This is a genomic window from Leucogemmata humicola (genome assembly GCF_055379415.1).
Window position 1 is genome coordinate 2,977,262 of the sequence record NZ_AP040875.1, and the last position, 24,135, is coordinate 3,001,396.

At 64.1% G+C, this 24,135-nt stretch carries 19 protein-coding genes; 13 read left to right on the plus strand and 6 right to left on the minus strand.

Translation table 11 applies throughout. The features are described 5' to 3' along the window. Positions 1–57 precede the first annotated feature (57 nt). Complete coding sequence (locus tag AC6H4Z_RS12405) at positions 58–462, plus strand: ester cyclase (protein WP_497542280.1); 405 nt, start codon at positions 58–60, stop codon at positions 460–462. Here the strand turns inward: AC6H4Z_RS12405 and AC6H4Z_RS12410 are convergent. Then, entirely contained in the window at positions 430–3,924 is a 3,495-nt protein-coding gene (locus AC6H4Z_RS12410) for a protein kinase domain-containing protein (protein WP_497542281.1), read from the minus strand. The genes AC6H4Z_RS12405 and AC6H4Z_RS12410 overlap by 33 nt on opposite strands. Positions 3,925–4,068: 144 nt before the next feature. Between AC6H4Z_RS12410 and AC6H4Z_RS12415 the strand changes: the two genes are divergently transcribed. Continuing rightward, positions 4,069–4,881, plus strand: coding sequence for a DUF5602 domain-containing protein (locus AC6H4Z_RS12415; RefSeq protein WP_497542282.1), 813 nt, complete (start codon positions 4,069–4,071; stop codon positions 4,879–4,881). An 80-nt stretch (positions 4,882–4,961) separates the two neighbouring features. Here AC6H4Z_RS12415 and AC6H4Z_RS12420 read toward each other — a convergent pair whose 3' ends face one another. Beyond that, positions 4,962–6,875, minus strand: coding sequence for a hypothetical protein (locus AC6H4Z_RS12420; RefSeq protein ID WP_497542283.1), 1,914 nt, complete (start codon positions 6,873–6,875; stop codon positions 4,962–4,964). Between the two features lie 73 nt (positions 6,876–6,948). Between AC6H4Z_RS12420 and AC6H4Z_RS12425 the strand changes: the two genes are divergently transcribed. The 10 genes from AC6H4Z_RS12425 (at position 6,949) to AC6H4Z_RS12470 (ending at position 17,477) form a co-directional block, all read left to right on the plus strand. After that, entirely contained in the window at positions 6,949–7,944 is a 996-nt protein-coding gene (locus AC6H4Z_RS12425; RefSeq protein ID WP_497542284.1) for a M20/M25/M40 family metallo-hydrolase, read from the plus strand. Next, positions 7,941–9,023 (plus strand): aspartate-semialdehyde dehydrogenase, encoded by a 1,083-nt coding sequence (gene asd, locus AC6H4Z_RS12430; protein WP_497542285.1) that lies wholly within the window; start codon positions 7,941–7,943, stop codon positions 9,021–9,023. The genes AC6H4Z_RS12425 and asd overlap by 4 nt, the downstream gene beginning before the upstream one ends. Continuing rightward, entirely contained in the window at positions 9,020–10,378 is a 1,359-nt protein-coding gene (gene lysC, locus AC6H4Z_RS12435) for a lysine-sensitive aspartokinase 3 (protein ID WP_497542286.1), read from the plus strand. The genes asd and lysC overlap by 4 nt, the downstream gene beginning before the upstream one ends. Continuing rightward, positions 10,375–11,082 carry a 4-hydroxy-tetrahydrodipicolinate reductase gene (locus tag AC6H4Z_RS12440; RefSeq protein WP_497542287.1) on the plus strand — a complete coding sequence of 236 codons (708 nt, stop codon included), beginning with the start codon at positions 10,375–10,377 and terminating at the stop codon, positions 11,080–11,082. The genes lysC and AC6H4Z_RS12440 overlap by 4 nt, the downstream gene beginning before the upstream one ends. After that, on the plus strand, positions 11,079–11,969 hold the full coding sequence (dapA, locus tag AC6H4Z_RS12445; RefSeq protein ID WP_497542288.1) for a 4-hydroxy-tetrahydrodipicolinate synthase: 891 nt from the start codon (positions 11,079–11,081) through the stop codon (positions 11,967–11,969). The genes AC6H4Z_RS12440 and dapA overlap by 4 nt, the downstream gene beginning before the upstream one ends. Next, positions 11,966–12,817, plus strand: a complete 852-nt coding sequence (locus tag AC6H4Z_RS12450) for a 2,3,4,5-tetrahydropyridine-2,6-dicarboxylate N-succinyltransferase (protein WP_497542289.1) — start codon at positions 11,966–11,968, stop codon at positions 12,815–12,817. Before dapA ends, AC6H4Z_RS12450 begins: the two co-directional genes overlap by 4 nt. Beyond that, positions 12,814–14,079 carry a 3-phosphoshikimate 1-carboxyvinyltransferase gene (gene aroA / locus AC6H4Z_RS12455; protein ID WP_497542290.1) on the plus strand — a complete coding sequence of 422 codons (1,266 nt, stop codon included), beginning with the start codon at positions 12,814–12,816 and terminating at the stop codon, positions 14,077–14,079. The genes AC6H4Z_RS12450 and aroA overlap by 4 nt, the downstream gene beginning before the upstream one ends. Next, entirely contained in the window at positions 14,076–14,756 is a 681-nt protein-coding gene (gene cmk, locus AC6H4Z_RS12460) for a (d)CMP kinase (RefSeq protein WP_497542291.1), read from the plus strand. Before aroA ends, cmk begins: the two co-directional genes overlap by 4 nt. A 301-nt stretch (positions 14,757–15,057) precedes the next feature. After that, complete coding sequence (locus tag AC6H4Z_RS12465) at positions 15,058–16,857, plus strand: 30S ribosomal protein S1 (protein WP_497542292.1); 1,800 nt, start codon at positions 15,058–15,060, stop codon at positions 16,855–16,857. Between the two features lie 128 nt (positions 16,858–16,985). Continuing rightward, positions 16,986–17,477: a hypothetical protein gene (locus AC6H4Z_RS12470; protein WP_497542293.1), complete on the plus strand. Its 492-nt coding sequence runs from the start codon at positions 16,986–16,988 to the stop codon at positions 17,475–17,477. Here the strand turns inward: AC6H4Z_RS12470 and AC6H4Z_RS12475 are convergent. Genes AC6H4Z_RS12475 through AC6H4Z_RS12490 form a run of 4 tightly spaced genes read right to left on the minus strand, consistent with a single transcriptional unit; the run spans position 17,461 to position 22,363 of the window. After that, positions 17,461–20,574: a hypothetical protein gene (locus AC6H4Z_RS12475; protein ID WP_497542294.1), complete on the minus strand. Its 3,114-nt coding sequence runs from the start codon at positions 20,572–20,574 to the stop codon at positions 17,461–17,463. The genes AC6H4Z_RS12470 and AC6H4Z_RS12475 overlap by 17 nt on opposite strands. A gap of 20 nt (positions 20,575–20,594) precedes the next feature. Continuing rightward, the gene (locus tag AC6H4Z_RS12480; RefSeq protein ID WP_497542295.1) at positions 20,595–21,416 is read right to left on the minus strand and encodes a hypothetical protein; all 822 of its coding nucleotides are present in this window, start codon (positions 21,414–21,416) and stop codon (positions 20,595–20,597) included. Positions 21,417–21,434: 18 nt separating this feature from the next. Beyond that, positions 21,435–21,884, minus strand: coding sequence for a hypothetical protein (locus AC6H4Z_RS12485; protein WP_497542296.1), 450 nt, complete (start codon positions 21,882–21,884; stop codon positions 21,435–21,437). Continuing rightward, entirely contained in the window at positions 21,881–22,363 is a 483-nt protein-coding gene (locus AC6H4Z_RS12490) for a hypothetical protein (RefSeq protein WP_497542297.1), read from the minus strand. Before AC6H4Z_RS12490 ends, AC6H4Z_RS12485 begins: the two co-directional genes overlap by 4 nt. A 473-nt stretch (positions 22,364–22,836) precedes the next feature. Here AC6H4Z_RS12490 and AC6H4Z_RS12495 point away from each other — a divergent pair, with 473 nt between their 5' ends. Next, the gene (locus tag AC6H4Z_RS12495; RefSeq protein ID WP_497542298.1) at positions 22,837–24,105 is read left to right on the plus strand and encodes a PAS domain-containing sensor histidine kinase; all 1,269 of its coding nucleotides are present in this window, start codon (positions 22,837–22,839) and stop codon (positions 24,103–24,105) included. The last annotated feature ends 30 nt before the right edge of the window (positions 24,106–24,135 follow it).

Consider the following 24,135-nt stretch of genomic DNA (forward strand, 5'->3'; position numbering starts at 1 on the left):
TGATGCGTGTGCTGGCGAGCGATGAAAATCTGACGGCGAGTTGTCGCCTAAGTAAGCATGAAAACGGGCCATGGGATATTCGACGCCGACGCCGACGCCGGACGTTATTACGTGTTCATCGACGAGATGCTTCACCGAGGCGCAACCGGTGTCGCGAGCGAATTCCTGACGCCTGATTTCGTCGAACACGGAATTGGAGGCGACCGGCTCGGCGACGCGTTCGTCGCACATCTCGTGGCGAGGCGCGCACGTTTTCCCGATGCCCTGTGGACGATCGAGCTCCTCGTGGGAGTGGCGGGCTTGGTCGTTTGTCATACGACCATGGTGATGCCGGATTCCTCGGGGCCAACCGGGCGAATGTGGGAGACCGTCGTCCTCAGGTTCGTTGCAGGCCGGATCGCCGAATGTTGGCGGGTATGCGACGAGCGCCTACTGGCCGCCGAAATGCGCGACATTACGTAGCTGTTCGAGCGCGAAGACGATCGCGCCGTCGAGGTCGAGTGCAACGCCTGGCACCCTCGCCGCGTCTTCTCTCGCTACGAACGTGGCACCGAATGCGTCGGCATCAACACCACGACTCGGCGCGCGATTGATCTTCAAGGCGTTCCGCGCTCGATTGGCCGCCGCGCTCAGTCTCACGGCTGGCTCGGTGAATCCAAGGTCACGCTCCAGCGCAGCAGTCGCCTCGAGACAATCGATGACGATTGGCACAGCGCCATAGTCGCGGGCGCCGACGAGTGCGCGATGAACCAGGTTCGCCGCTGACACAAAGTCGCGCTGCTTGTGAGAGATGGCGGCAAGCAACAGCAGCGCCTCTCCCACGCCCTGAACGCCGCCGGTCCGTCGCCGCACATCGAGCGCCTCCTCCAGCGCGGCACGTGCGCGATGGAGTTCACCATGTTCCAACAGCATCGCGCCCAACTCGGTGAGCGCATACGCGATGGGCCAGAATCGGCCCGCCTCGCGCAGGGCGGGGAGGTACTCGTGCTCGAGCGTGGCGATGTAGTCGCCCGGTACGCCGTGCTGGTGTCGAACCACGGCGAGACGTACGAGGCACAGGATTTCGTAGCCACGATCGGCAACGGCGCTCACGATCTCGATCGCCTCTTCATGGAGCGCAATCGCGCGAACGAGATCTCCGCGCCTGGCAACGAGGAGCCCGAGCCAACTCATGGCGAATCCGGCCGCTCGTTGGTCGCCCAACCGGCGATGCAACGCAATCACTTCGTCGAAGCGGCGCTCGGCGATGTCGAAGTCGCCACGCTCCATCGCGATCCAGGCGAGGTTGTTCAGCGACAGAGCGACTCCCAGCTCGTTGCCGAGCGACCGGTGCATTCCCATCGCTTCGTTGGACATCTGCTCGCCGGCCACTGCGTCGCCCACGTTCCAGACCTGCCACGCAAGGTTATTGAGAGTTGTGGCAATTCCTGGACGGTCATCGACGGCGCGAGACAGCGTCAGGCTGCGCGCGAAGAGATCACGAGCCTCGGTGAAAATGCTGCGCGTACCCGCGAGGTGCGCGGCGCTACTGAACAGGCGCGCGCGCAATCGCGCGTCGAGCTCCGGCGCATGCGCACGATCGGCAGCCGCGACGATGCGCCGCAGGTATTCGACGCCCTCCATTAGCGGCCCACGCGTGAGCCAGAGGCGGTGTAGCGCCACCGCAAGTCGCGCCGCGTCTACGAGTCCGGAGTCCGAAGCCGCTGGTGTGACTGCGAGCGCATCCTCGATAGCGACACGAAAGTTCGGGTATTCGCGCTCCAGCCGATCTACCCAGGTCGCCTGACTCGGCCCTCGCAGCTGAGCCGCGGCCGTTTCACCAAGCGCGAGATAGTACGCGCGATGTGCGCGGCGTGCCGCCTCATCGCTACCAGAAGCGCTGAGTCGCTCGAGGCCGAACTCGCGCATCGTCTCGAGCATCACGAAGCGCGGTTCTCCGTTCGGCTCTTCTTCTTGTCGCAGCAGGTTCTTGTTGCAGAGCGAGCCGAGCACGTCGAGCACGGCGAGCGGCCCGCTCGCCTCACCAACGGGGCGAGCGGCGACCGCCTCCGCAGCCTCGAGCGAGATGCCGCCGGCGAAGATGGAGAGTCGGTCGAACAGCGCGCGCTCCACATCGGTCAGCAGTACGTAGCTCCAATCGATCACCTCGCGCATCGTGCGATGCCTCGCGGGGCGATCGATTGAATCAGCGCGCAGCAGCTCGAAGCGATGGCCCAGGCGCGCGAGCATCGCGCGGGGCGAGAGCAGCTTTGCGCGCGCCGCTGCGAGTTCGAGTGCCAATGGCAGGCCGTCGAGTCGTCGGCAGATCTCCGCGACCGCCGCGAGCGACTCGTCGTCGAGTTCGAAGTTCGGACGCACCGACCGCGCGCGCTGCACAAAAAGGCGAACGGCTTCGCTCTCCGCGGCACGCGCATCGCCATGCGTGGGTGTGGTGAGCGGCGGAACGGGGAACTCTTGCTCGACTTGCACAGCGAGCGCAGCGCGACTCGTCGCGAGCACGGATACGCCCGGGCAGGTGGCGAGAAGGCCAGCCACGAATGGTCCGGCGCCGAGCACGTGCTCGAAGTTGTCCAATACGAGGAGTAAGTGCTTTGCCCGCAGCGCCGCAACGACGCGGTCGCTCATCAGAGTTCCGCCGAGATGTCGAACGCCAAGTGCGTGCGCGACAGCGGACGGCACCAAATCGGCGTCAGAGATTTCGGCGAGCGGGACGAAGCACACGCCGTCGGCGTAGGACTCGCGCACGCTGGCGGCGATTTGCAATGCGAGACGCGTCTTTCCGGTTCCTCCCGGTCCAGTGAGAGTCAGAAGCCGCGTTGTCGTGAGCAGCGCGCGCGCGGCGCCGAGTTCGCGCTCGCGTCCGACGAAGCTCGTGAGTTCGGCGGGAAGCCCGCCGACACTGCTTCCGACTCGGATCGGCGTAACGTCATCGCCGGCAGTCAGCGCCTCGAGCGCACGGCGGACAGCAGCGGCACTGCCGGGCCGTTGTGCAGGGTTCTCGGAGAGGAGCGATGCAATTAGCGCATGAATTCCATCGCGGACTTCCGACGCATCTGTCGAAAACGAGATCGCGTCGATTCCGACCCCGGCGCTCGGCCGCCGCCCAGCGAGCATCTCGTACAACACCATGCCCAACGCCCAAAGATCGCTGCGCGCGTCCACCACGGCGCCGCGCGCCTGCTCGGGTGACATGTATGCCAACGTTCCAACTGCCGTGCCGGGGCTCGTCGCATCGCGATCCGCGAGCTTCGCGACGCCGAAGTCGGCCAACTTTGCGACGCCGTCGGCGTCGAAGAGCACGTTGGCAGGTTTTACGTCGCGGTGAATGATTCCCGACGCGTGCGCTGCAGCTAGAGCGCTCGCCAGTTGCGTGGCGATACGAAGCGCATCGACGGTGTGTATCGGACCGCGATCGATGCGGGCGCGAAGCGTCTCGCCGGGATAGTACGCCATGCTGATGAACAGGTGACGCTGTTCGGTCTCGCCGATGTCGAAGACCGTGGCCACATGCGGATGGTCCAGCCGCGCGGCTGCTCGCGCCTCTGAATGAAAGCGCTCCAGCGCCGAGGGATCGGCGTCCAGTGACACGCGGAAGAACTTGAGCGCGACCGGACGCTCGAGCTGTTGATCCCAGGCGAGGTACACGTCGCCCATAGCACCGCGCCCGAGAAAACGATCGATGCGATAGCGATCTGCGACGATGCCGTCAGGCTCGTTTGCCAAGGTCGCGTTGCCAGGCGACGACAGAACGCCAAGGAAGTCGCCCGCGCGGTCCGCGGCAGCCAGCAGCGATTCCACCTCGCGCACAACGGGCGAATCAGACGCCAGCCCCTCCAACAGCCGCGCGCGCGCCGCAGAGTCGAGCGCAATTAGCTCGTCGAAGAGGCTCTGTACATCAGAATTCTGCTCGTTTAGCACACTCACATCATACCGTCGCGGCGCGCTCGACGACAACCAAATACGCGATTTTCGATCGCGATGAAATGCGCGAGGGGTGTTCGTCGCTTAAAGGGCATCGGCAGCACGACAGAATCATGCCCGCACTTGGGCACCCACCGGAGTTACCCCATGAACGCGACCAAGCTCATTGGCATCGCCGCCTCACTCACCGTCGTCACCCTTGGCATTGCCAGTGCCTGCTCGAGTACCTCAGGACCTGACTCCAAGGCAACCACTTTCCTTGGGCCATCGCTCAGTCTGGGGCAGGGCACTGCGCGCGCGTGGCTCGACGTCGACGCGAATGGCACGCCGACGGCTCTCGGGATCACCGTCTCTGAACTCGCACTCAGCGGACTCCCAGCGACCGCGGTTGCGCCGAATCCCACAGCGGCAATGGTCAGCCTCGCGCTCCCCGAACAGGCAAAGATCACCGGCTTCGATCACGCCGAAGTCGGATGGAACCCGCAGGGACACGAGCCACCGCAACTGTACGGCGCGCCGCACTTCGACTTGCACTTCTACCTCGTGAGCAACGCCACGCAGATGGCGATTCTGCCCACCGACCCACAGTACGCTACCAAGGCGGCGAATCTTCCCGCCGGCGGATTTGTCCCGACGGGCTACGTTCCGCCGCCGGCACCCATCGCGGCGAATGCTGTCCCGCAAATGGGTTTGCACTGGACGAGCACAAGTGCGCCCGAACTGAACGGCCAACCGTTTAGCAGCACGTTCATCTACGGGTCGTGGGACGGAAAATTCATCTTCCTCGAGCCGATGGTTACCAAGGCCTTCCTCGAGTCGCACCCGAACGTGACGTCGCCCATTCCGCAGCCGACCAGTTGGGCCTCTGCAGGCTATTACCCAACGACGTACACGGTGAAGTATGATCCGACCGCCAAAGAGTATCGCTTCGTGCTTGGAGGTCTGACGAAGCGCAATTGACCGGCGAATTGGCATGAGCATACTATGACAGCGGCCGCCGATCACTCGGCGGCCGCTGCATTTCTCCCGACTCTCGAACGCTACGTCGCGAGTTCGATTTCCGACGGGAGCCGGTCCGACTCCCCCTCGGCGGCGATCTGTTCGCGCACCCGCATGTCGAAGTACACGTACACCGTCACGAGCGCGACGAAAGGCATTGCTGCGGCGTAGACGACACCGGAGATCAGGTTGAGCCACGCGAGCGGCGCTCGGGTCGCAAAGATCAGTACGGCGCTGAGTAACGGACCAACCACGACCGCGAGCGCTGCGCCTGCAACGGCCAGCGAGCCGATCTTCAGCCAGCCGTGCCGCACGAGCTTCCCACTACGCGCGAGTGCAGGCAGTGCGGAGCAGTTCTCCAATTCGATTGCCGGAACGATCAGCGACCATCGGATCGCCAGCCAGATGGCGACGGGAACCAGCACCAGGGTCGTCAGAAACAGCGATACAACGATCGACGCGATCGCGAGCGCGCCCAAGAGTGGTGCGAGCGAATCGAGCGACAGTCGGTAAGCGCGAAGCGCCGAAATGCGGCGGCCGGCATCGATCTCGACGAGCGCGCGTGCTGTTGCCGCCATCACAAAACCCAGCCCGAGCAGCGTAACCGCAGTTGCGATTGCGACAACGAGAATGACCAGGAGTCCTCCGCGCTCTCCCTCGGTCTCGACGCCGAACACGCTCGACGCACGGAGCAGTCCTGCTTGGAGCAGCGTCACCGCGATCGAAACGGGCAACGCCAGAAAGCCGATGCCGACGAACACTCGAGCATGCTCGGCGTACATCCGCGCCGAGCCAGCGAAGATCTGTCCCCACGCGCGCCGACGAGCAAGCCTCAACGGCGCCGCCGGTCGCCACGTCGTCCGCGAGAGAGCGAAGCCGGCGAGCGCAACGAGTATCGTCAATACGACGACGGTTGGCATCGGTTGGTCGAGCGTCGCGCGAAGGCCGTTCGATCCGGTTGCCACGGCGCGACAAAAGAAGTCGGTCGCACCGGTGCCGAGTGCGCCGCCGCCAGGTACCGCGATGCTGCGATCGCGCCAGTCATTCTGCGACCACGTGATGGGCTCGTGCCACTGCGGCTTGAGATTCGGACCCGTTGGCCCATTGAAGAATGCTCGTTGCCGCTCGCCCCACTGTCCGGCGAATTCGATCCAGGGGAATGCAAGGAGCGCAACTGTCGGGTCGCTCGGAATCGTCTGAACGGCCGGACGCACATCGGTTGTCGGCCCACGAGTGTCATCGCAGCCAACACCCTCGGATCCCGATGCGCCGAGATAGAGCGCTTCATCGAAGAAGTTGGCGTGCGAGCCTTTGGCCGGATGAACCACGGGATGCGTTCCGTCCACCCAGTGCAGCTTCTCATCGCCCCACTCCGCACGCTCGGCGCCTTCGTGCTGGCTGTAACCAACTTGCGTCGGTCGTCGTGACAGTGCTTCGGATGCGCTCGACGCATTGAAGTCGAGCTGGATCATTTCCCAGTCGCCCTCGTGGGTATTGTTCCAATCGTTGAATGCGTAGAAAAGCCAGTACTGTAGTGCGAGCTTGCCCGGATGCTTCGCCTCGGTGGCGACGTGGGCGTATACGGTCGGCACTGTTCCTCGGGTGACACGCGCGACCCATTTCTCGTAGCCGCAACCCGGCTGCAACGGATTTCCCGGAAAGTCGAGCTGATAGTCGAACAGCGCCGCCGTGAGATCCTTCGCCGACGGGGCAATTTTGACGAGATCCTGCCCCCAAGGACCGCGTAGCGCGACGGTCGCTTGGTCGAACAACGCGTTGACGTCCATCGGGCGGAACGGCGGACTGAATCCACACCGATGGTCGCGCGTGACGAGCCGAACGACTGGTGCGTAGCGCTGCGCGAGCGCGATCTCATCACGAAGTCCAGAACTCGCCACGGGAGTTTGGGCAAACGCGGCCGCGACGAACAGCGGGAGTGACTGTCGGTATCTCACTGTCGCGCGGGGTCGCAATCGCTGCGCCCACCGCCCATTTTCGCACTCGCCAGGAGCGGCTAGCTTTGCCTGCATGACTGACGTCGTCGCGCTCGCCGCCGAACTCCTTACGATCGACTCATCTACTGGTGCCGAAAGCGGTGCCGTGGACTTCGTTTCTCGATGGCTCGTAGCGCGAGGCTGGAATGTCTCGCTGCAGGAGGTGAGCCGAGGTCGCGCGAATGTGTGGGCATCGCGTTCCGGTCGCGGTGTGACTCTGTCGACGCACCTCGATACCGTGCCGCCGTACATCGCACCGCGACTTGTCGGTGACAAACTGTTCGGTCGCGGCGCGTGCGACGCAAAGGGAATTGCCGCCGCAATGCTCGTTGCCGCGGACAACCTTGCCAAGCAGGGTGAAGAGCGCGTCGACCTGCTCTTCGTCGTTGGTGAAGAAAAGGGCTCCGATGGCGCGCGCGCAGCGAACCGGCTCGCAGCAACCAGTCGCTTTCTCGTGAACGGCGAGCCAAGCGAGAGCAAGCTCGCCAGCGGCGCCAAGGGCTCGCTTCGCGTCATGGTCCGCACGCGCGGCAAGGCCGCCCATTCGGCGTACGCGCATCTCGGGCAATCGGCCATCACGCCCATGCTCGAGCTGCTGCCAGCGCTCTCCACGCTCTCGCTTCCCACCGATGATGTGCTCGGCGCAACCACGCTGAACATTGGAACACTGCGGGCTGGAACCGAGGCGAACATCGTTCCGGCATTCGCCGAGGCCGAGCTCATGTTTCGGCTGGTGGGCGACCCGGAGCCCGTGCGCGAGCAGATCGATCAGTGGGCGAACGGTCGCGCCGAACTGGAGTACGGGTCGTACATCCCGGCCCAACACTTTCATACCATACCTGGGTTCGACGTCGCGGCGGTCGCGTACACGTCGGACATACCACTCCTGGGAAAATGGGGGACGCCGTTGCTGTTCGGTCCGGGATCGATCCACGTGGCGCACACGCCCGACGAGTTCATCGACGTGCACGAACTGCGTGCATCCGTCGACGCCTATGAACGCATCGTGCGGAGTCTGTTGAATTCATGAGTGATCGACCATCACCGCCCAAGCGCCGCGTACGTGTCGCGGTCCTCGGTGCGACCGGCGCCGTAGGGCAATCGTTCATTCGCCTGCTCGCGAACCATCCGTGGTTCGAGCTCAGCGAGTTGGTCGCGTCGGAGCGTTCGGCCGGAAAACCGTACCGCGAGGCGGCGCGCTGGATCGGCGCAGACACACTGCCGGAGCACATCGCCGGGATGACCGTACTCCCGCTCACGCCCGACAATGTCACGGCGGACGTCGTGTTCTCCGCGCTCGACTCTGGCGTTGCTGGTGACGCCGAACCCGCCTTCGCCCGTGCCGGAAAGACGGTACTGACCAACGCGAAGAACTACCGGATGGACCCAGACGTCCCGCTGGTGATCGCCGAGGTCAATCCGTCGCACCTCGACATCCTCGCCGCACAGCGAAAGAATCGTGGATGGTCCGGTGCAATCGTAGCGAACGGAAACTGCGCATCGATCATCGCCGCGCTGCCGCTCGCGCCAATTCATGAGACATTTGGCATTAGCAAAGTATTTGCGATGACGATGCAGGCCGTCTCCGGCGCCGGTTATCCGGGCGTTCCGTCGCTCGACATCCTCGGCAACGTCGTCCCGTACATCAAGGACGAAGAAGCCAAGATCGAAGAGGAAATCCAGAAGTTCCTCGGCAGTGCCGACGGTTCAGTCGTGACGAGCGCCAACTTCCCGGTGAGCGCGCACGCCAACCGCGTGCCCGTCGAACACGGACACACCGTCTGCATGTCCATCGAGTTGAAGTCGAAGGCGAGCGCGGCGGACGTCGAGCGAGCAATCGCCGATTGGCGCGGCGCCGACATCGCGCGAAAACTGCCGAGCGCTCCTGAGCGCGCACTCGTTGTTTCCAGTGAGCCCGATCGCCCGCAACCGCGACGCCAGGTCGATACTGGCGGCGGAATGACCGTGGTCGTCGGCCGCGTTCGCCCAGACCCAATCTTCGACGTGAAGCTCGTCGCCATGGGCCACAACGTTGTCCGCGGTGCCGCGGGTGCGTCGGTGCTGAACGCGGAGTTGATGTTGCAGTGCGGACTGCTCGGCGACTCGTGATCGTTCTCAAGTTCGGCGGCACATCGGTTGGAGACGCCGAGGCGATCTCCCGAACTGGACGAATCGTCGCCTCGCGCGCGAAGAAGGGCGCGATTGTCGTGGTGTCCGCGCTCGCCGGAGTAACAAACGCTCTGATCGCGCTGGCCGAGCAGGCCGCGAAGGGACATTTGATCGGCGCCATTCGAGCGCTCGAGGGACTGCGCGAGCGTCATCTGCGCGAAGCCGAGGTGCTGCTTGGCAGCGGCGACGAGTGCGCCGAGACGTGCGCCGAGTTGAGCGCGATGATCGACGAACTGGCACACCTTGCCGAAGCGCTGGCGACGCTCGGCGATCTGACGCCAAGAAGCCTCGATGCGATTTCGTCCTACGGCGAAAAGATGTCGTCGCTGCTCTGCGTCGCGGCGTTCGCGCGTCAGGGAGTTCCCGCCGTGCACGTCGACGCGTGCACCGTTATGATCACCGACGCGACGTTCAGTCATGCCGAGCCGCAGGCGGATGAGATCGCCGAAGCGTGCCGCGCCTCGATCATTCCGCTCGTGAAGAAGGGCAAGGTACCGGTGATGGGCGGATTCATCGGATCGGCAAAGGGAACCGGAATCACGACGACGCTGGGCCGTGGCGGAAGCGACTATAGCGCGTCGCTTTTCGGCGCGGCCGTTCGCGCGACCGCAATCGAGATCTGGACCGATGTCGACGGAATGCTGACCGCCGATCCGCGCGTGGTGCCGAACGCCCAGTTGATCGAGCAGATCGCGTTCGACGAGGCATCCGAGCTCGCGTCGTTCGGTGCGAAGGTGTTGCATCCGAACACGATCGCTCCCGCGGTGCGACTCGGAATTCCAGTGTACGTGTTGAACTCGCGCCGGCCTGAAGGCACAGGCACGAAGATCACCTTCGAGGCGCCCAAGCGTGCGGTGAGCGCGATCGCCGGCAAGAACAAGGTGTCGCTGGTGAAGGTCGGGTCGCCGCGGATGCTGCTGACCGAAGGGTTTCTCCGGTCGCTATTCGAGATCTTTGAACGGCATCGTACCTCGGTCGACGTCGTCGCGACGTCCGAAGTCTCCGTCTCACTCACGGTGGACGATCCGTCGCGACTCGACGCGATCGTCGGCGATCTCCGTGCGCTCGGCGACGTGTCGGTCGAACGCAATCGCGGAATCGTCGCGGTCGTTGGCGGCTCGATTGCCGATGGCGGTGAAGCCATGGCGCGCGCACTCGATGCGCTCGGTGACGTTCGCGTCCATATGCTCTCACTGAGCGCAACGGGCATCAATCTTACCATGGTGGTAGATGACGAGCAGGTGAAACCCGCCATGCAGCGTTTGCACGCTGCGTTCTTCGGAGGCGCCGCATGACACACCGAATCGCCATCGTTGGCATGGGGAAGATGGGTCGCGCGATTGCCGAGCTCGCGCCGTCGCGTGGCTGGGAGGTCGTTGCGCGTTTGGACGAGCCGGAGACGAAGCAGGGCATCACTAAGGCCATGCTCGCAGGGGCAGATGTCGCGGTAGAGTTCACCACGCCCGATGCGGCACCGACGAATATTCGCGCAATCGCGGCGACGGGAACGCCAGTCGTTGTTGGAACGACGGGATGGTACGAGGAGATGTCCGGCGTCGTCGCGGAGATCGAGAAGCGCGGGGGCGCGATGCTTCCTGCCACGAACTTCTCCCTCGGCGTGAACATCTTCGAGCAGATCGTGGCACACGCGGCGAAGTTGCTCTCGAACGCGCCGGGCTTCGAGGCCCATCTGACGGAAACGCACCACTCCGCGAAGAAGGACGCGCCGTCGGGAACGGCCGTGACGCTCGGCCGCGCAGCATCGAAAGAGTACGGGCGTGAAATTCCGACGACGAGCATTCGCGTGGGCTCGGTGCCCGGAACGCATGAGTTTGTCTTCGACGCGCCGTTCGAACAGATCCATCTCGAGCACATCGCGCGCGATCGACGCGTGTTTGCCGAGGGCGCGCTCGTTGCCGCCGCGTGGTTGATCGGCAAACGCGGCGTGTTCACCATGCGAGATGTCTTGACCACACCTGCGACCGGGGCACGATCATGACGGCAAAACGACTCGCTGGCGCCGGGACTGCGCTGGTCACCCCGTTCGACGCGCGCGGCGCAATCGACGAAGCGGCGCTTCGCGCCCTGGTCGACTGGCAGATCGAGGAGGGGATTCACTTCCTCGTGCCGTGTGGCAGCACCGGCGAAGCGGCGACGATGACGATAGAGGAACACTGTCGCGCGGTCGCCGTAGTCGTGGACCAAGCAAAGGGGCGCGTTCCGATCGTCGCGGGGGCGGGAAGCAACGACACTCAAAAGGCCATCGCACTATCGCGGGCAATGCGTGATGCCGGTGCGACGCATCTCCTGCACACCTCGCCGATGTACAACAAGCCGCCACAGCGCGGAATCGTTGCGCACTACCGTGCAATCGCCGAGGCGGTGGATCTCCCCATCGTGGTGTACAACGTGCCCGGACGAACAGGCAGCAACATCGAAGCGAAGACGACGCTCGAGATGTCGAAGATCCCGGGGATTGCCGCGGTGAAAGAAGCGTCGGGCGTGTTGTCGCAGATCGCCGATATCGTTCGCGGACGCGCGCCGGAATTTTCGGTCCTCTCGGGAGATGACGAGATCACTCTTCCCGTGATGGCACTCGGTGGCGACGGTATCATTTCCGTGATCTCGAACGTCACGCCCAAGCTGATGTCCCAACTGTGCGAGAGTATGCTCGCGGGCGACGTCACCAAGGCGCGCGAGATTCACTACACCCTCCTGCCGTTCATGCGCGCGGCATTCGTGGAATCGAACCCAATGCCCGTGAAGGCCGCGCTTGCAATGATGGGCCGCATTCAGAACGTCGTTCGTCTGCCGCTCGTGCCCATGGCCGAAACGCACAACGCCACGCTTCGCTCCGCGCTCGTCTCGGCGGGAGCAATGCAGTGAGACATTCCCTGACAGAACTGGAAAGTCGCGTCGAGGCCATCGCGTCGACGCCACAGGGCGAACCGCTGTCGGCCGACGTGCGCGACGTCATCGATTCGCTGCTCGATGCGCTCGAGGCCGGTGAGATCCGGGCGGCTGAGCGCACGAGCGACGGCGATTGGCGCGTGAATGCCTGGGTGAAGCGCGGAATTCTGCTCGGCTTCCGTGCTGGGCGTCTCGCGCGGTCTGGTGGCAGTGACACGCTGGCGTTCGTCGACAAAGACACCTATCCGATTCGTCGGTTCGACATCGAAGCGAACGTACGTGTCGTGCCTGGCGGTTCGTCCATTCGACGAGGCGCATTCCTGGCGCCCGGCGTGGTCTGCATGCCGCCGATGTACGTGAATGTCGGCGCGTACATCGACGCGGCGACCATGATCGATTCGCACGCGCTGGTTGGATCGTGCGCGCAGATCGGCAAGCGGGTGCACGTAAGCGCCGCCGCTCAGATCGGCGGAGTGCTCGAGCCGATCAACGCAACGCCGGTGATCATCGAAGACGATGTGCTCGTTGGCGGCAATTGCGGCGTCTATGAGGGAACGATCGTGCGGTCGCGAGCAGTGCTCGCGGCCGGCGTGATTCTCACGCGCGGCACTCCGGTGTTCGATCTCGTGAACCAGCGAGTCTATCGCGCGTCTGCGGATCATCCCTTGGAGATTCCCGAGGCGGCGGTCGTCGTACCGGGCGCCCGAGCCGTGAAGGATGGTTGGGGCGCGGAACAGCACCTGTCGCTTCAGGCGCCGATCATCGTGAAGTATCGCGATGAGAAGACTGATCTCGCCACCGCGCTGGAGTCCTGGCTGCGATGAGAGTTTTTGGATCGTTGCGGGTGCCCGGCGACAAGTCGATTTCCCACCGCGCGCTGATCTTCGGGGCACTCAGCGAGGGCGAGACACGCGTCACCGACATCCTCCAGTCCGCAGATGTGCATTCGACTGCGGGAGTGCTTCGCGCGCTGGGCGTTGCGATTCCGCAGCTGTCGGCGGATTTCATCATGCGCGGCGTTGGCCGACGAGGATTGCGTCCACCGACCATCGATCTCGATTGCGGCAACAGCGGAACGACGACGCGCCTGATGGCAGGCGTCGTCGCCGGCTGTTCGGCACCGATGCGTGCAACGTTCGTTGGCGATGCGAGCTTGAGCCGGCGACCGATGCGCCGGATTGCGCGCCCGCTCGAGGCGATGGGCGCGCGCGTCGAGCTTCCTCCGCATGGCGGGCTGCCCATGAACATTCAGGGCGCACCGCTGCGGACCGTGGACTGGAACAGCGAAGTCGCGAGTGCACAGGTGAAGAGCGCCGTGCTGCTCGCCGCACTCGTCGCGGGTATCCCGGCGCGAGTAACTGAACCCACGCGATCGCGCGATCATACTGAGAGAATGCTCATGGCGCGCGGTGCGCCGATCGAAGTGACGGACAACGCCGTATCGCTCGAAGGCGCCACGGAGCTGAGGGCAATGGACACGGCCGTGCCGGGCGATCCGTCGTCGGCCGCGTTCTTCGCGGCCCTGGCAGCACTCGCGGATTCCGGCGACCTTCGCCTCGAACGCGTGTGCATCAACGAGACGCGCACAGGGTTTCTCGCCTGTTTGCGCTCCATGGGAATCGGCGTCCGAGAAGAGGACAAGCGGCTCGAGGGCGGGGAATGGGTCGCCGACATCGTCGTTCAGGCCGGCGCGTTGCGGGCCACGGAGTTGACGGCCGCGCAGGTCCCAGCGATGGTCGATGAAATTCCGATGCTCGCCTGTCTAGCCACTCGCGCCGCTGGCGAGACCGTCATCACGGGTGCCGGTGAGCTTCGTGTGAAGGAGAGCGACCGAATCACGGCGGTTGTCGAGAATCTTCGCGCGATTGGCGCGGATGCCGACGAACTGCACGACGGGATGCGCATCCGAGGATCGGACAAGCCGCTCTCCGGCCGCATCGTCACCCACGGCGACCATCGCCTGGCGATGGCCTTCGGAATCCTCGGTGCCGCCCGGGGGAATTCGATCGAGATCGACGATCGGGGTTGCGTCGCCGTGTCGTACCCACAATTCTGGACCGACCTGGCCAACGCTCACTCGGCATGACCGCTCACTTCGTGATCGCCATCGATGGACCCGCGGCGTCGGGCAAGTCGTCGACGGCGCAGTGGGTCGCGCGCCGGCTCGGCTACTTCCACGTCGACTCGGGCTCGCTGTATCGAGCGGCGACAGCGGTTCGGCTCATGGCGGGCGGAGACGCCGAGCACTGGACTGAGCCGGAGGTGCTCGAAGCCGCGCGAAGGATCACACTCGCCCCGTCGGAAGGCACCTTCGTTCCGCTCATCGACGGTGAGAACGCCGACGTCACGCTGCGTGGCTCCGAGGTGACGCAGCATGTCTCCGCGGTCGCGAGAATGGCGGGCGTTCGGCTGTGGGTGAACGCCCAGGTTCGCGGGACGGCCGAGTCACAGAGCGTGGTGGTCGATGGACGCGACATGGGAACAGTCGTTTTTCCCGATGCGAGCCTCAAGGTGTTCCTCGTTGCCGACCCTTGGGAGCGCGCCAAGCGTCGCCTGATCCAGCGACTAGGGCGTCACCCCAACGAGGCAGAAATCGCCGCGGAAACCGACTTGATCGTTCACCGCGACGCCAAAGATGCGACGCAGACGGTCCAGGCGACCGATGCCGTCCTCATCGACACGACCTACCTGACCCAGGAAGATCAGGTGGAGCGCATCGTCGCGCTGGCCCGTGCGGCGAGTCAACGCCCCGACGACGAGTAGCAGCCGCGGCAGGCCAGATCACTGGTTGAGCCCGCCAGGGTTGGGATGAACCCTGAGGTCAGGCGCCGTAACTCACCGTCCTACGGACACTTCGGCAGTTGACGCGTCGATTCGACGGACTTATGCTTCATGGTTCACCACTCCATTTCCGCGTCATCCCAGGGCACTAAGTGCTGATAGCTCGCCTCTCATTGAGCGGCGATGCTTCACGGGTCCTGGAATGATCGGTTCATCGCTGTCCCTTCAACCTCGTCGCGGCGAGCGAAAATATCCGCGGTCGTCAGGAGATAACACTTTCGGTATGCCAGAGCTCGAAACCCCCACCGGTACCTCCGTCTCGGAGCGCGCCAAGCGTGATGCGCAGCGCGCCCAGCTTCGCCCGCTGATCAACCGTCGCCCCGAGCTGTACGACGACGACGAGTACTCGTCCGCCGAGTACGACACCATGATGGAGCTCTATAACGGTACGCTCGCGTCGATCGACGAGGGCGAGATCGTGAAGAGCAAGGTGCTCGAGATTCGCGACAACATGGTCGTCCTCGACATCGGCTTCAAGTCAGAGGGCAGCGTTCCACTCGAAGAGTTCAAGGACCATCCGGATCTCAAGCCGGGTGACGAAGTCGAAGTCCTGCTCGAGCACCTCGAGGATCAGGAAGGCTCCGTCGTTCTGTCGAAGAAGAAAGCCGATTTCATGCGCGTGTGGGAGAAGATCCGCGTCGCGTACGAGAACGACACTCCGGTGGAAGGCGTGCTGCAGAAGAAGATCAAGGGTGGCGTAGTCGTCGACCTCATGGGCGTCGACGCATTCCTCCCCGGCTCGCAGATCGCGCTCCGTCGCGTTCCGAACATCGACGAGCTGCTTGGCCAGAAGTTCGAATTCAAGATCATTAAACTCAACAAGCGTCGCCGCAACATCGTTGTGTCGCGCCGCGTGATCTTGGAGAACGAGCGTGCGGGCAAGCGCGAGAAGTTGATGAAGGAGCTCGAGAAGGATCAGGTGAGAAAGGGCGTCGTCAAGAACATCACGGACTTCGGTGCATTCATCGATCTCGGTGGCGTCGACGGCCTGCTCCACATCACCGATATGTCGTGGGGCCGCATCTCGCATCCGTCCGAGCTCGTTCAGATCGGCGCGGAACTCGAGGTCAAGGTGCTCGACATCGACTGGACGCGCGAGCGTATCAGCCTCGGGCTCAAGCAGCTCCAGTCCTACCCGTGGAAGGATGTCGCCGAGAAGTATCCGGTCGGCACGCGCGTCACGGGCAAGGTCGTCAGCATCACGAACTACGGCGCCTTCATCGAGCTCGAACCGGGCATCGAAGGCCTCGTGCACATCAGCGAGATGAGCTGGACGCGCAACGTCCGTCATCCGTCGAAGCTCGTCAGCATCGGCGAGACGATCGAAGCAGTCGTGCTCAAGGTCGATCCGAACGAAGAGAAGATCTCGCTCGGCATGAAGCAGACGGAGCAGGATCCGTGGATGGTGTTGCCGCTCCGCTACCCGGTCGGCACGCGCATCTCGGGCAAGGTTCGCAACCTGACCAGCTTCGGCGCGTTCGTCGAAATCGAGCCAGGCATCGACGGCCTGATTCACATCTCCGACATGAGCTGGACCAAGCGCGTTCAGCATCCGTCGGAAGTCGTGAAGAAGGGCGATTCGGTCGACGTCGTGATCCTCAACATCGACAGCGAGAACAAGCGCATCAGCCTCGGACTCAAGCAGGCCGAGGAAGATCCGTGGCTCCGCATTGGTGAGACGTACCCGGTGGGCACGGAGCTCACGGGCACCGTCGTTCGCCTCATGGACAAGGGCGTCGTCGTCGACATCGGCAACGACATCGAAGGCTTCGTTCCGCTCTCGCAGCTGAGCACCACCGGCAAGACGGTGAACAGCCCGGCGGACGTGGTCTACGAGACGATGCGTCTCGACATGCGCGTGCTCGAAGTGGATCCAATCCACCGCCGCATCGTGCTCGGCGTAACGAACATTCCGGAAGAGCAGCCACCGCGTCCGGAAACGCCGTCGAAGATCATCCCGATGGAGTCGGAACACGACATGGGATATCCGCCGGTCGACATGTCGGCCATCGACGTCGAGTAGTTCGACCTTAGAGAACGAGAAAGCGCCCCGGAGAAATCCGGGGCGCTTTTCTTTTGGGGAGCATCGGTCGCCGCTGTAACGTTTCGTTACAGGTGCTTCAGTTCCTCAGGCCGTATGTTCTAGGCATGGTGATCACGCGCACAGTCGTTCGCTGCTTTGCCGCCGCCGCCCTCATTGCGGTGCCGGCTCGTGCGACGTTAGCGCAGCGCGCAACGCAGGTCGTCGCCTTTCGCGTCGAAGGAATCGATCAGATCGCGTTCGCTGGCGCGCCGACGCTCATCATCTCGAATGCAGCGACGGGACAATCGACGGCAAGCGTGCGCGCGCCCGGCGGTACCTGGAGCGTGACCACCAACCGAACCGGCGAGCGAATCACCGCGAACGTCGACGAGGAATTGCCGCCGGGGCTCGTGCTATCGGTACAACTTGCGGCCCCCAGTGGCGCGCAAAGTACAGGTTTTCGCTTGCTCAGTGCGACGCCGGTCGAAGTCATCACGGACCTTTTGCCGACCGCCATGCGCGGCCTCCCGCTGACCTATCAGCTCGACGCCAAGATCACCGCAGGAACCGTGGTCGCCGGAACACGCACGGTGATCTTCACGATCACGGGCGGCATGTAGCAAACGAGGGAAGCACCGCGCCGGCCAACGGGCACGACGAGCGCGCCGGGGTCGCAACAGCGAACGGCGAGGCCTGGCTGAACTCGAGCGCCGACCACCGAGCGACTCGGGTCGGCGCCGGGGCGGGAACGACCGGGGCGGGAACGACCGGGGCGGGAACGACCGGCGCGGGAACGACCGGCGCAGGCTTCGCGGCCGTAGGCTTCTTTGCCGCAACGGGTGATCGCGCCTTCGCGACGCTCACCACCGGAGCGCTCGGCGCCGCAATGGTGATGTTCTCGGTCCGCGGCGCGATCGCCTTTGCCGGAGGCATGGCCGGTGCGATACTCGGCTGCCCACTCGGTGACTCGCTTGGGTGGGCACTCGGCGGCACGATCGCCGGCACACTCGGCGGCGCGTCGAGGGCACGAATCCGACGAATTCGCGGCGCCACGCGGAGCTCGAGTTGCGCAGAACTACCGGCCGAAAGGTCCACCACGCGCACGCTGTCGCCATCGATTGCGTGGTCCTTCGGCAGCTCGTCGGCCGAGATCGCGACCCGCCAGACCCCCGGCCGTGCGTCGCGTAACTCGAACGATCCATCGGGGCGCGAGAGTACCCGCCGTTCCTCGCCGCCATTCACGAACGTTATCAGGACGCCGCCGAGGCCACGAATTCGTCGTAGTCGCGACGTGTCGGCGGCGTTGGACCAGAGGCCCGATCGATCGAACAGGGAAACCGTTCCGCCGATGCGCCCCAGCCGCGTGACTCGAATTCCGAGGTCACTCGTGTGTCCCGCGAGTGCGTCGACTTCGAGCAAATGCTCCTCGAGCCCGGCGCCGGCAGCCTGCAGCGCGCCAAGATCCACGCGCACTGGATAGCGACTTGGGGCGATCCCGCCGAACGCCACCCGACCGTCGTCGTCGGTCAGCGCGACGCGGTCGCCGATCCGCACGAGGGCATTCGGAACCCCCGCTCCGGTTTCGGCATCGTACACGTGGCCCGTTACACGACTCGCCGAGCGCGAACGACCGAAGGGTAACCGAAGCGGAATGTCGTACGCGATTCGGGCAACCGTCGTAATCGGCTTGCCGGGACCAGAGGCCATCGCGTGTACGCGCAAAGAGATCGACCGGCCGTTGTGTAGGGCATGAGAGAGCACGGCGTCGATGGACGCGACTCCACCTGGAAGCATCCACAGGGAGTCCGGGACGAGCTGAAAGCGAGCTGCGGGTGCAGCAGTACCTACTAGTGCCAGCGAGGTGCGTCCGATCTGAAGCGACGCGCTCGCGCCGGCGCTGACGATTGTCGCCGGTTGGATCATGTACAGGCGTTCGCCAGTCGCCCGCTCGACGAACCCACCGACTGACGCAGCGGATCCCAATGAAAGACCGGCCTGGATCCGGCTCGTGGAGAAGGGAATCACCGGAGCCCCGTCGCGACGATCCAGCGCGCCACGCTCGAACGTCGCGATCACGTTCATTCGGCGACCGGACGCTGCAACGCGGAACCACGCTGACCGTTCAACGCCGACGCCCTGACCGTTCAGAAACGCGATGGCGAATGGTTCACCCTCGTGCGACGCGGAACGAACGCCTGCCGTAAGCCGTCGCGCTAGGTCGATCGTGAACTCAGACGTTTGTTTGAACCGTTCCAGGTTCGTGCGTCCGGCAAGACGAAGCCAAGATGCCGGCCGAAGCACGAGGTACGCGACAGATTGGTCCCCTTTCGACTGCGTGAGGAAACCGGAGTCGGCCCGGACTGTTCGAGCGTCGAGCGCGATCCAACCCTGGTCGCCCGCAAGTCGCAGCATTGTCGCGCCGCCTCCGGCGCCGTCACCACCAACTCCCAGGCCGCGTTCGAGCTCGAGGAATGACCGGGAGCTCGGCATGGCGCGTAGGTACAGCGAACCGAGCGTGCCGCTCCGCACTCGATTCGACTCCATCGCGTTGGCGGCGATCGAGAAATTTGGGGTCACATTGAACCTCAGGAACGCCGTGCTCTGCGTCGACCCCGTGCTCCAGCGATCCCGTCCGGTTTGCGCACCGGCGGACCAGCTTCCGCGAGTGCCGCTGAGCGACAAACCGCTCGAAAATGAACCGGGATCGGTGAGGGGTGACAACCGGAAGAGCTGGTCGCCAAGCCGCGCCGAGAACGTTTCGGAGGTTACCGCGAAGCGGTACTCGTCGCGCTCCGAAAACAGCGATTGCGTCGGCTGAGGTCCGCGAGCAAAAAGCTCTAACATTGTGGTACTGCTATCGTTAACCGCGCCACCTGCTGCGAATTCGAAGGAATTCGAACTGCCACCAGCCTTCGTTCGCATGAGGCGGAGGTTCGCCGGGAGCGCAAACCATGGCGCGCCGGCGCTCGAGCTACGCTGGACGACGCGCACTCCGACCGACGCGGCGGGGGCTGCAGGGCCGTCATCCAATGGGCCGCCGCTCTCCGCTTCGGCAATGAGGGCCACGTGACGCATGACCTCCCCGCCGTCTGGAGTCTGCCCCGCGTCGACGTCGACGCCGATCGTGCGGCTTTCACCCGCCTTGAGCGCAGAAAGCGTATCCGCCGTTGCCGATACGCCGGGGTCTGTCCGCACGCGCAGCCGAACCTTTGTACGAGCGTTGCCGCGGTTCGTGACGAGGAAGGTCGTGTGAAACGTCGAGCCGCTCGCCGCGAAGGTGGGCTCGTCGACGACCGACACGACGACGCTGCGTCGGACGGTGACGACAACTGTGGATCGCGACTCGAGATCGGTGTCCAGCCCTGGCGCCCGGACCGCCTGGATCACCGAATACTCGCCAGCCTCGGCATCCGCAGGCACTTGGAACTGTACCAGACGAAACGCGCGGCCCTTCGCGGGGACGCGCGTCGTTACTGGCTCAGAAAGGAGATGCCAGCCCCCCGGGAGTCGAGTGAGGACCACCACGTCCTGGTCGACACCGGCGAGCTCTTGAACGAGAACGCGCGCCGTGGTCGTCGCCCCGGGACTGATGGTCCGCCTCATTGTATCCGGAACGATCGCAAGACGATCGGTCCGCTGATCGCCCTGTGCATGGAGCGATCGCGTTGCGCCGGCCAACGTGCAGAGCCCGAGGAGGGCGAGGAGGGCCGGACGCATTGCGAATGGGCGTGGACCGCTTAGAAGGTCACCTTGAACTGCCCACCGAACACGCGATCGCCGCCACCGTCGGCCACGAGCGCCGCCGTGTACGTACCGTGCGGTACTGTTCCGACGTCGAACACTTGCCGCGCCGCCGTTCCGGGATAGAGCAGCCCGCGCGACTGGCTTGCCTGCTTGACGAGTTCTCCGGCGTCGTTGAAAAGCTCGAGCGACAACATGAACCGATTCGCCCGCTCGCCGGTGTTGATGAAGTCGAACCGCAGCCCCTGAGTGCCCTTTTCGGTCGTCGTCGCGGACAGGCTATCGAACGCGAGACGCGACACGCCCGATGCGCCGATGTGCGTGGCGACTTGTGTCCCGTAGCGGGTGGCAACGGCTAGGCCCACCTGAACACGTGCGTTCGGCGCACGCGACTCGGGTGCGCCAGCAGCAATCGCTTCGATCATCACCATGCTCCAATAGCTGCCCTTGAGCGACGAGTCGGCAGGTACGGACACCGTGAAATTCACCGGTACCGTCGCTCCCCCAGGGATTTCGACGTAGCTCGCTCCCAGGGCGACCCACTTGGCGTTCGATCGCGGCGAAGCACCGGCGGCGCCGTACCCCGTGCGACCGTCGGCCGCGAACGTAAAATCCGTCTGGTACACGCGCGCTTCCTGCGGTACCGACGACGTGTTCTTGATCAGCAACTGCCCCTGGTACGTTTGCCCCGGTACCGCCGACCGCTCGAACACGGCCTCGCTGAGTACTGCGATCTGCCCGTGCGCAACGCGCAGCGGGGAGGCGCCGATTGCGCCCACGGCGAGAGCCAGATAAATCCGCTTCATAAAGAGTCTCACATCTCCGGCGATGTCGGCCTACGGGTCACTGGCAAGCGTCAGCACCAGACCCTTTGGCGCGTACGAAACCACGCCGGCGCTCACGCTCGCCGAGAGGGTCAGGGTGACGACTAGGTTGTTGTACTGCCCAATTTCGATATATCGGACTAAATCCTTCGGCGTCTCCGTCAGCACGACGGGTCCTACACTCGATGCGCCTGATGGAGCTGCGAGCGTGATCGTGAGCACCATCCCCGGCGGAATCGGACTATCGACGTAGCCGGTGATCTTCATTCGGCCCGTTCCGACCTTGACCGTGTAACGCGCGGTTTGATCGGTCCGCGCCACTGGCTGGCTTCCGGCCGATGCCCCCGAAATGATGAGCGGTCCCGGCGCGGTCAGGCTGAGAGAATTGGACTGACCGGACAGGCGAGCGGCCGCGATGAGCATCGCGGCCGTCGCCAGACACGCGGGACGGAGTTGCGTCACGGCCCCGCGATGATGGTGAACGTCACCGTCCGGGTCGTCGCGGCGATGATACCCGCCGAGACGGTCGCATCGAGCGTGTACCCGATCGACAGGGCGCTGCCGATCACCATGCCGAAGCCGGTGACCGCGTTCTGCGGCGTTGTCGAGAGCGTGACTGCGCCGGCCGAGCTGCCGCCAGACGGAGCGCCCATGGTAACCTTAAGGGTCGTATTGGCCGGCATGTTGTTGTCGATCTCCACCGTCACGATACGGCTCGTATCGTTCGTCGTGATCGCATAAGTCCCAGAGGCTGTGGCCTGGGTGGGCTGCGAACCAGCGACCGCCGCATTGATCACCAAGCTCGGGCTTCCCGTGACAGCGATCTGGTTGATCGACTGAACCTGAATACCGACTACCTGGGTAGCCGTCTGAGCTTGGCCAATCGCACCGGCGGTCAGGCTCAGAGCCGTGCCGGCGATGAACATCCGAATCCGAGACATGAACGCCTCCTACAAAGAGGGATGTGAGGGGCAGGCAGTCGTTCGCCACGAGACCACACTCATCCGTATGCCGTTCGATTATCGGAGGCTCCATTGGTATCCTAAAGTCCCTATTTGTGAACTCTTGAGAATCAGCTGGTTTTCGGCCTTCCGCGCCTGAGGCTACCTGGGGCGATCGACGTCGAGTCGGTTTGAGAGAATGAGAAAGCGCCCCTGAGAAACCCGGGGCGCTTTTTTGGACCCAAGCCGACGCGTCCAGCGAAGTCATGCATCGAAGCGCGGCGAGCACAACGCCGCGCCAGCGCATTCGATCACATGCCCGTTGAAGAGATAAGCTGGCTCGCCACACGCTATTAGCATTTCATGAATTCGCTGCCGGGCTCGCCATACGTGATGCGTTCGTGACCCTCGACCGCCATATTCAACTCGTCTCGCTACACCCCCACTCGCGAGCAGCCGGAGCGTAGAGCCGCATGGTCGTGTCGTCGTCGCCGGAAGCTGATGTCATCGCTGCACGATTCAACCTTCACAACGTCTTTCCCGGGTCGGACGAGATGGCGACTCGGTGTCGAGCGTTCGACTGGGGTTCCACGCCGCTAGGGCCAGTTGACGGTTGGTCCACCAGTTTGCGCACTATGGCGGGCGCCGTTCTGGCATCCCGAAATCCGATGCTGCTGCTCTGGGGTCCGGATCTCATCCAGATCTACAACGACGCCTTCAGGCCTAGCCTCGGCGCCCCAAACGATCCGCTGGCGCGACATCCGGGCGGACTTGGTGCGCGCGCCGCGGATTTCTGGACGGACGTGTGGGCGACGACCGGCCCACAGGTGCACGGCGTCATGTCTCGCGGCGAGTCGGTGTGGTTCGAGGAGATGTACCTGCCGATCGAGCGATATGGGCGACTCGACGACGCGTGGTGGACGTACAGCTACAGCCCCGTGCGCGACGACGATGGCCGAATTGCCGGAACTATGATCGTGCTCCTCGAGGTGACGTCGGCTGTACTCGCGCGACGCGAGCTCGTTGCGGAACGCGCACGAGCGGAAAGTGCCAACCGTGCAAAGAGCGACTTTCTCGCCGTGATGAGCCACGAGTTACGAACTCCGCTCAACGCCATCGGCGGATATGTGGATCTGATGGATCTTGGGATCCTTGGCCCCGTCACCGCTGAACAGCGAGATGGTCTCGAGAGAATGCAACGGAGTCAGCGGCACCTGCTGGGGCTGATCAACGGCGTGCTCAACTTCTCCAAGATCGACGCGGGCGTCGTGGAATACCGGATCGAAGGCATTCCGATGGACGACATCCTCGCCACCAGCGAAGCTCTGATGGCGCCACTCGCTGGCGAGAAAGAGCTGTCGCTTCAGGTCAAATCCTGCGATCGCGCCGTCGTTGGTCGCGGAGACCGCGAGAAGGTACAGCAGATCGTTCTCAATCTTCTCAGCAACGCAGTGAAGTTCACGGAACCGGGCGGTTCGGTGAACGTCGACTGTTCGAGTTGCGGCGATGGAAGAATCGAACTGCGTGTTGCGGATAGTGGCCGAGGTATCGCGGAGGAAGCACGAGAGCGAGTCTTTCAGCCCTTCGTCCAGGTCGACTGGAAGCTGACGCGGACGGTCGAAGGCGTCGGCCTTGGACTCGCGATCAGTCGTGATCTGGCTCGCGGGATGGGCGGCGATCTCACAGTAACTAGCGTGGTGGGCGAGGGGAGCACGTTCGTGCTGACGCTCCCCGCGATGTAGCGTTGCCACGTCGAGCGGCGGTGACTGGGA

Bases quoted from the DNA above. Each gene is read 5' to 3' on its own strand.
- AC6H4Z_RS12440 (WP_497542287.1), top strand. From the start codon at position 10,375: ATGACACACCGAATCGCCATCGTTGGCATGGGGAAGATGGGTCGCGCG.
- AC6H4Z_RS12475 (WP_497542294.1), bottom strand. From the start codon at position 20,574: ATGCGTCCGGCCCTCCTCGCCCTCCTCGGGCTCTGCACGTTGGCCGGC.
- AC6H4Z_RS12415 (WP_497542282.1), top strand. From the start codon at position 4,069: ATGAACGCGACCAAGCTCATTGGCATCGCCGCCTCACTCACCGTCGTC.
- aroA (WP_497542290.1), top strand. From the start codon at position 12,814: ATGAGAGTTTTTGGATCGTTGCGGGTGCCCGGCGACAAGTCGATTTCC.
- AC6H4Z_RS12490 (WP_497542297.1), bottom strand. From the start codon at position 22,363: ATGTCTCGGATTCGGATGTTCATCGCCGGCACGGCTCTGAGCCTGACC.
- AC6H4Z_RS12425 (WP_497542284.1), top strand. From the start codon at position 6,949: ATGACTGACGTCGTCGCGCTCGCCGCCGAACTCCTTACGATCGACTCA.
- AC6H4Z_RS12465 (WP_497542292.1), top strand. From the start codon at position 15,058: ATGCCAGAGCTCGAAACCCCCACCGGTACCTCCGTCTCGGAGCGCGCC.
- asd (WP_497542285.1), top strand. From the start codon at position 7,941: ATGAGTGATCGACCATCACCGCCCAAGCGCCGCGTACGTGTCGCGGTC.
- AC6H4Z_RS12495 (WP_497542298.1), top strand. From the start codon at position 22,837: ATGGTCGTGTCGTCGTCGCCGGAAGCTGATGTCATCGCTGCACGATTC.
- cmk (WP_497542291.1), top strand. From the start codon at position 14,076: ATGACCGCTCACTTCGTGATCGCCATCGATGGACCCGCGGCGTCGGGC.
- dapA (WP_497542288.1), top strand. From the start codon at position 11,079: ATGACGGCAAAACGACTCGCTGGCGCCGGGACTGCGCTGGTCACCCCG.
- AC6H4Z_RS12405 (WP_497542280.1), top strand. From the start codon at position 58: ATGAAAACGGGCCATGGGATATTCGACGCCGACGCCGACGCCGGACGT.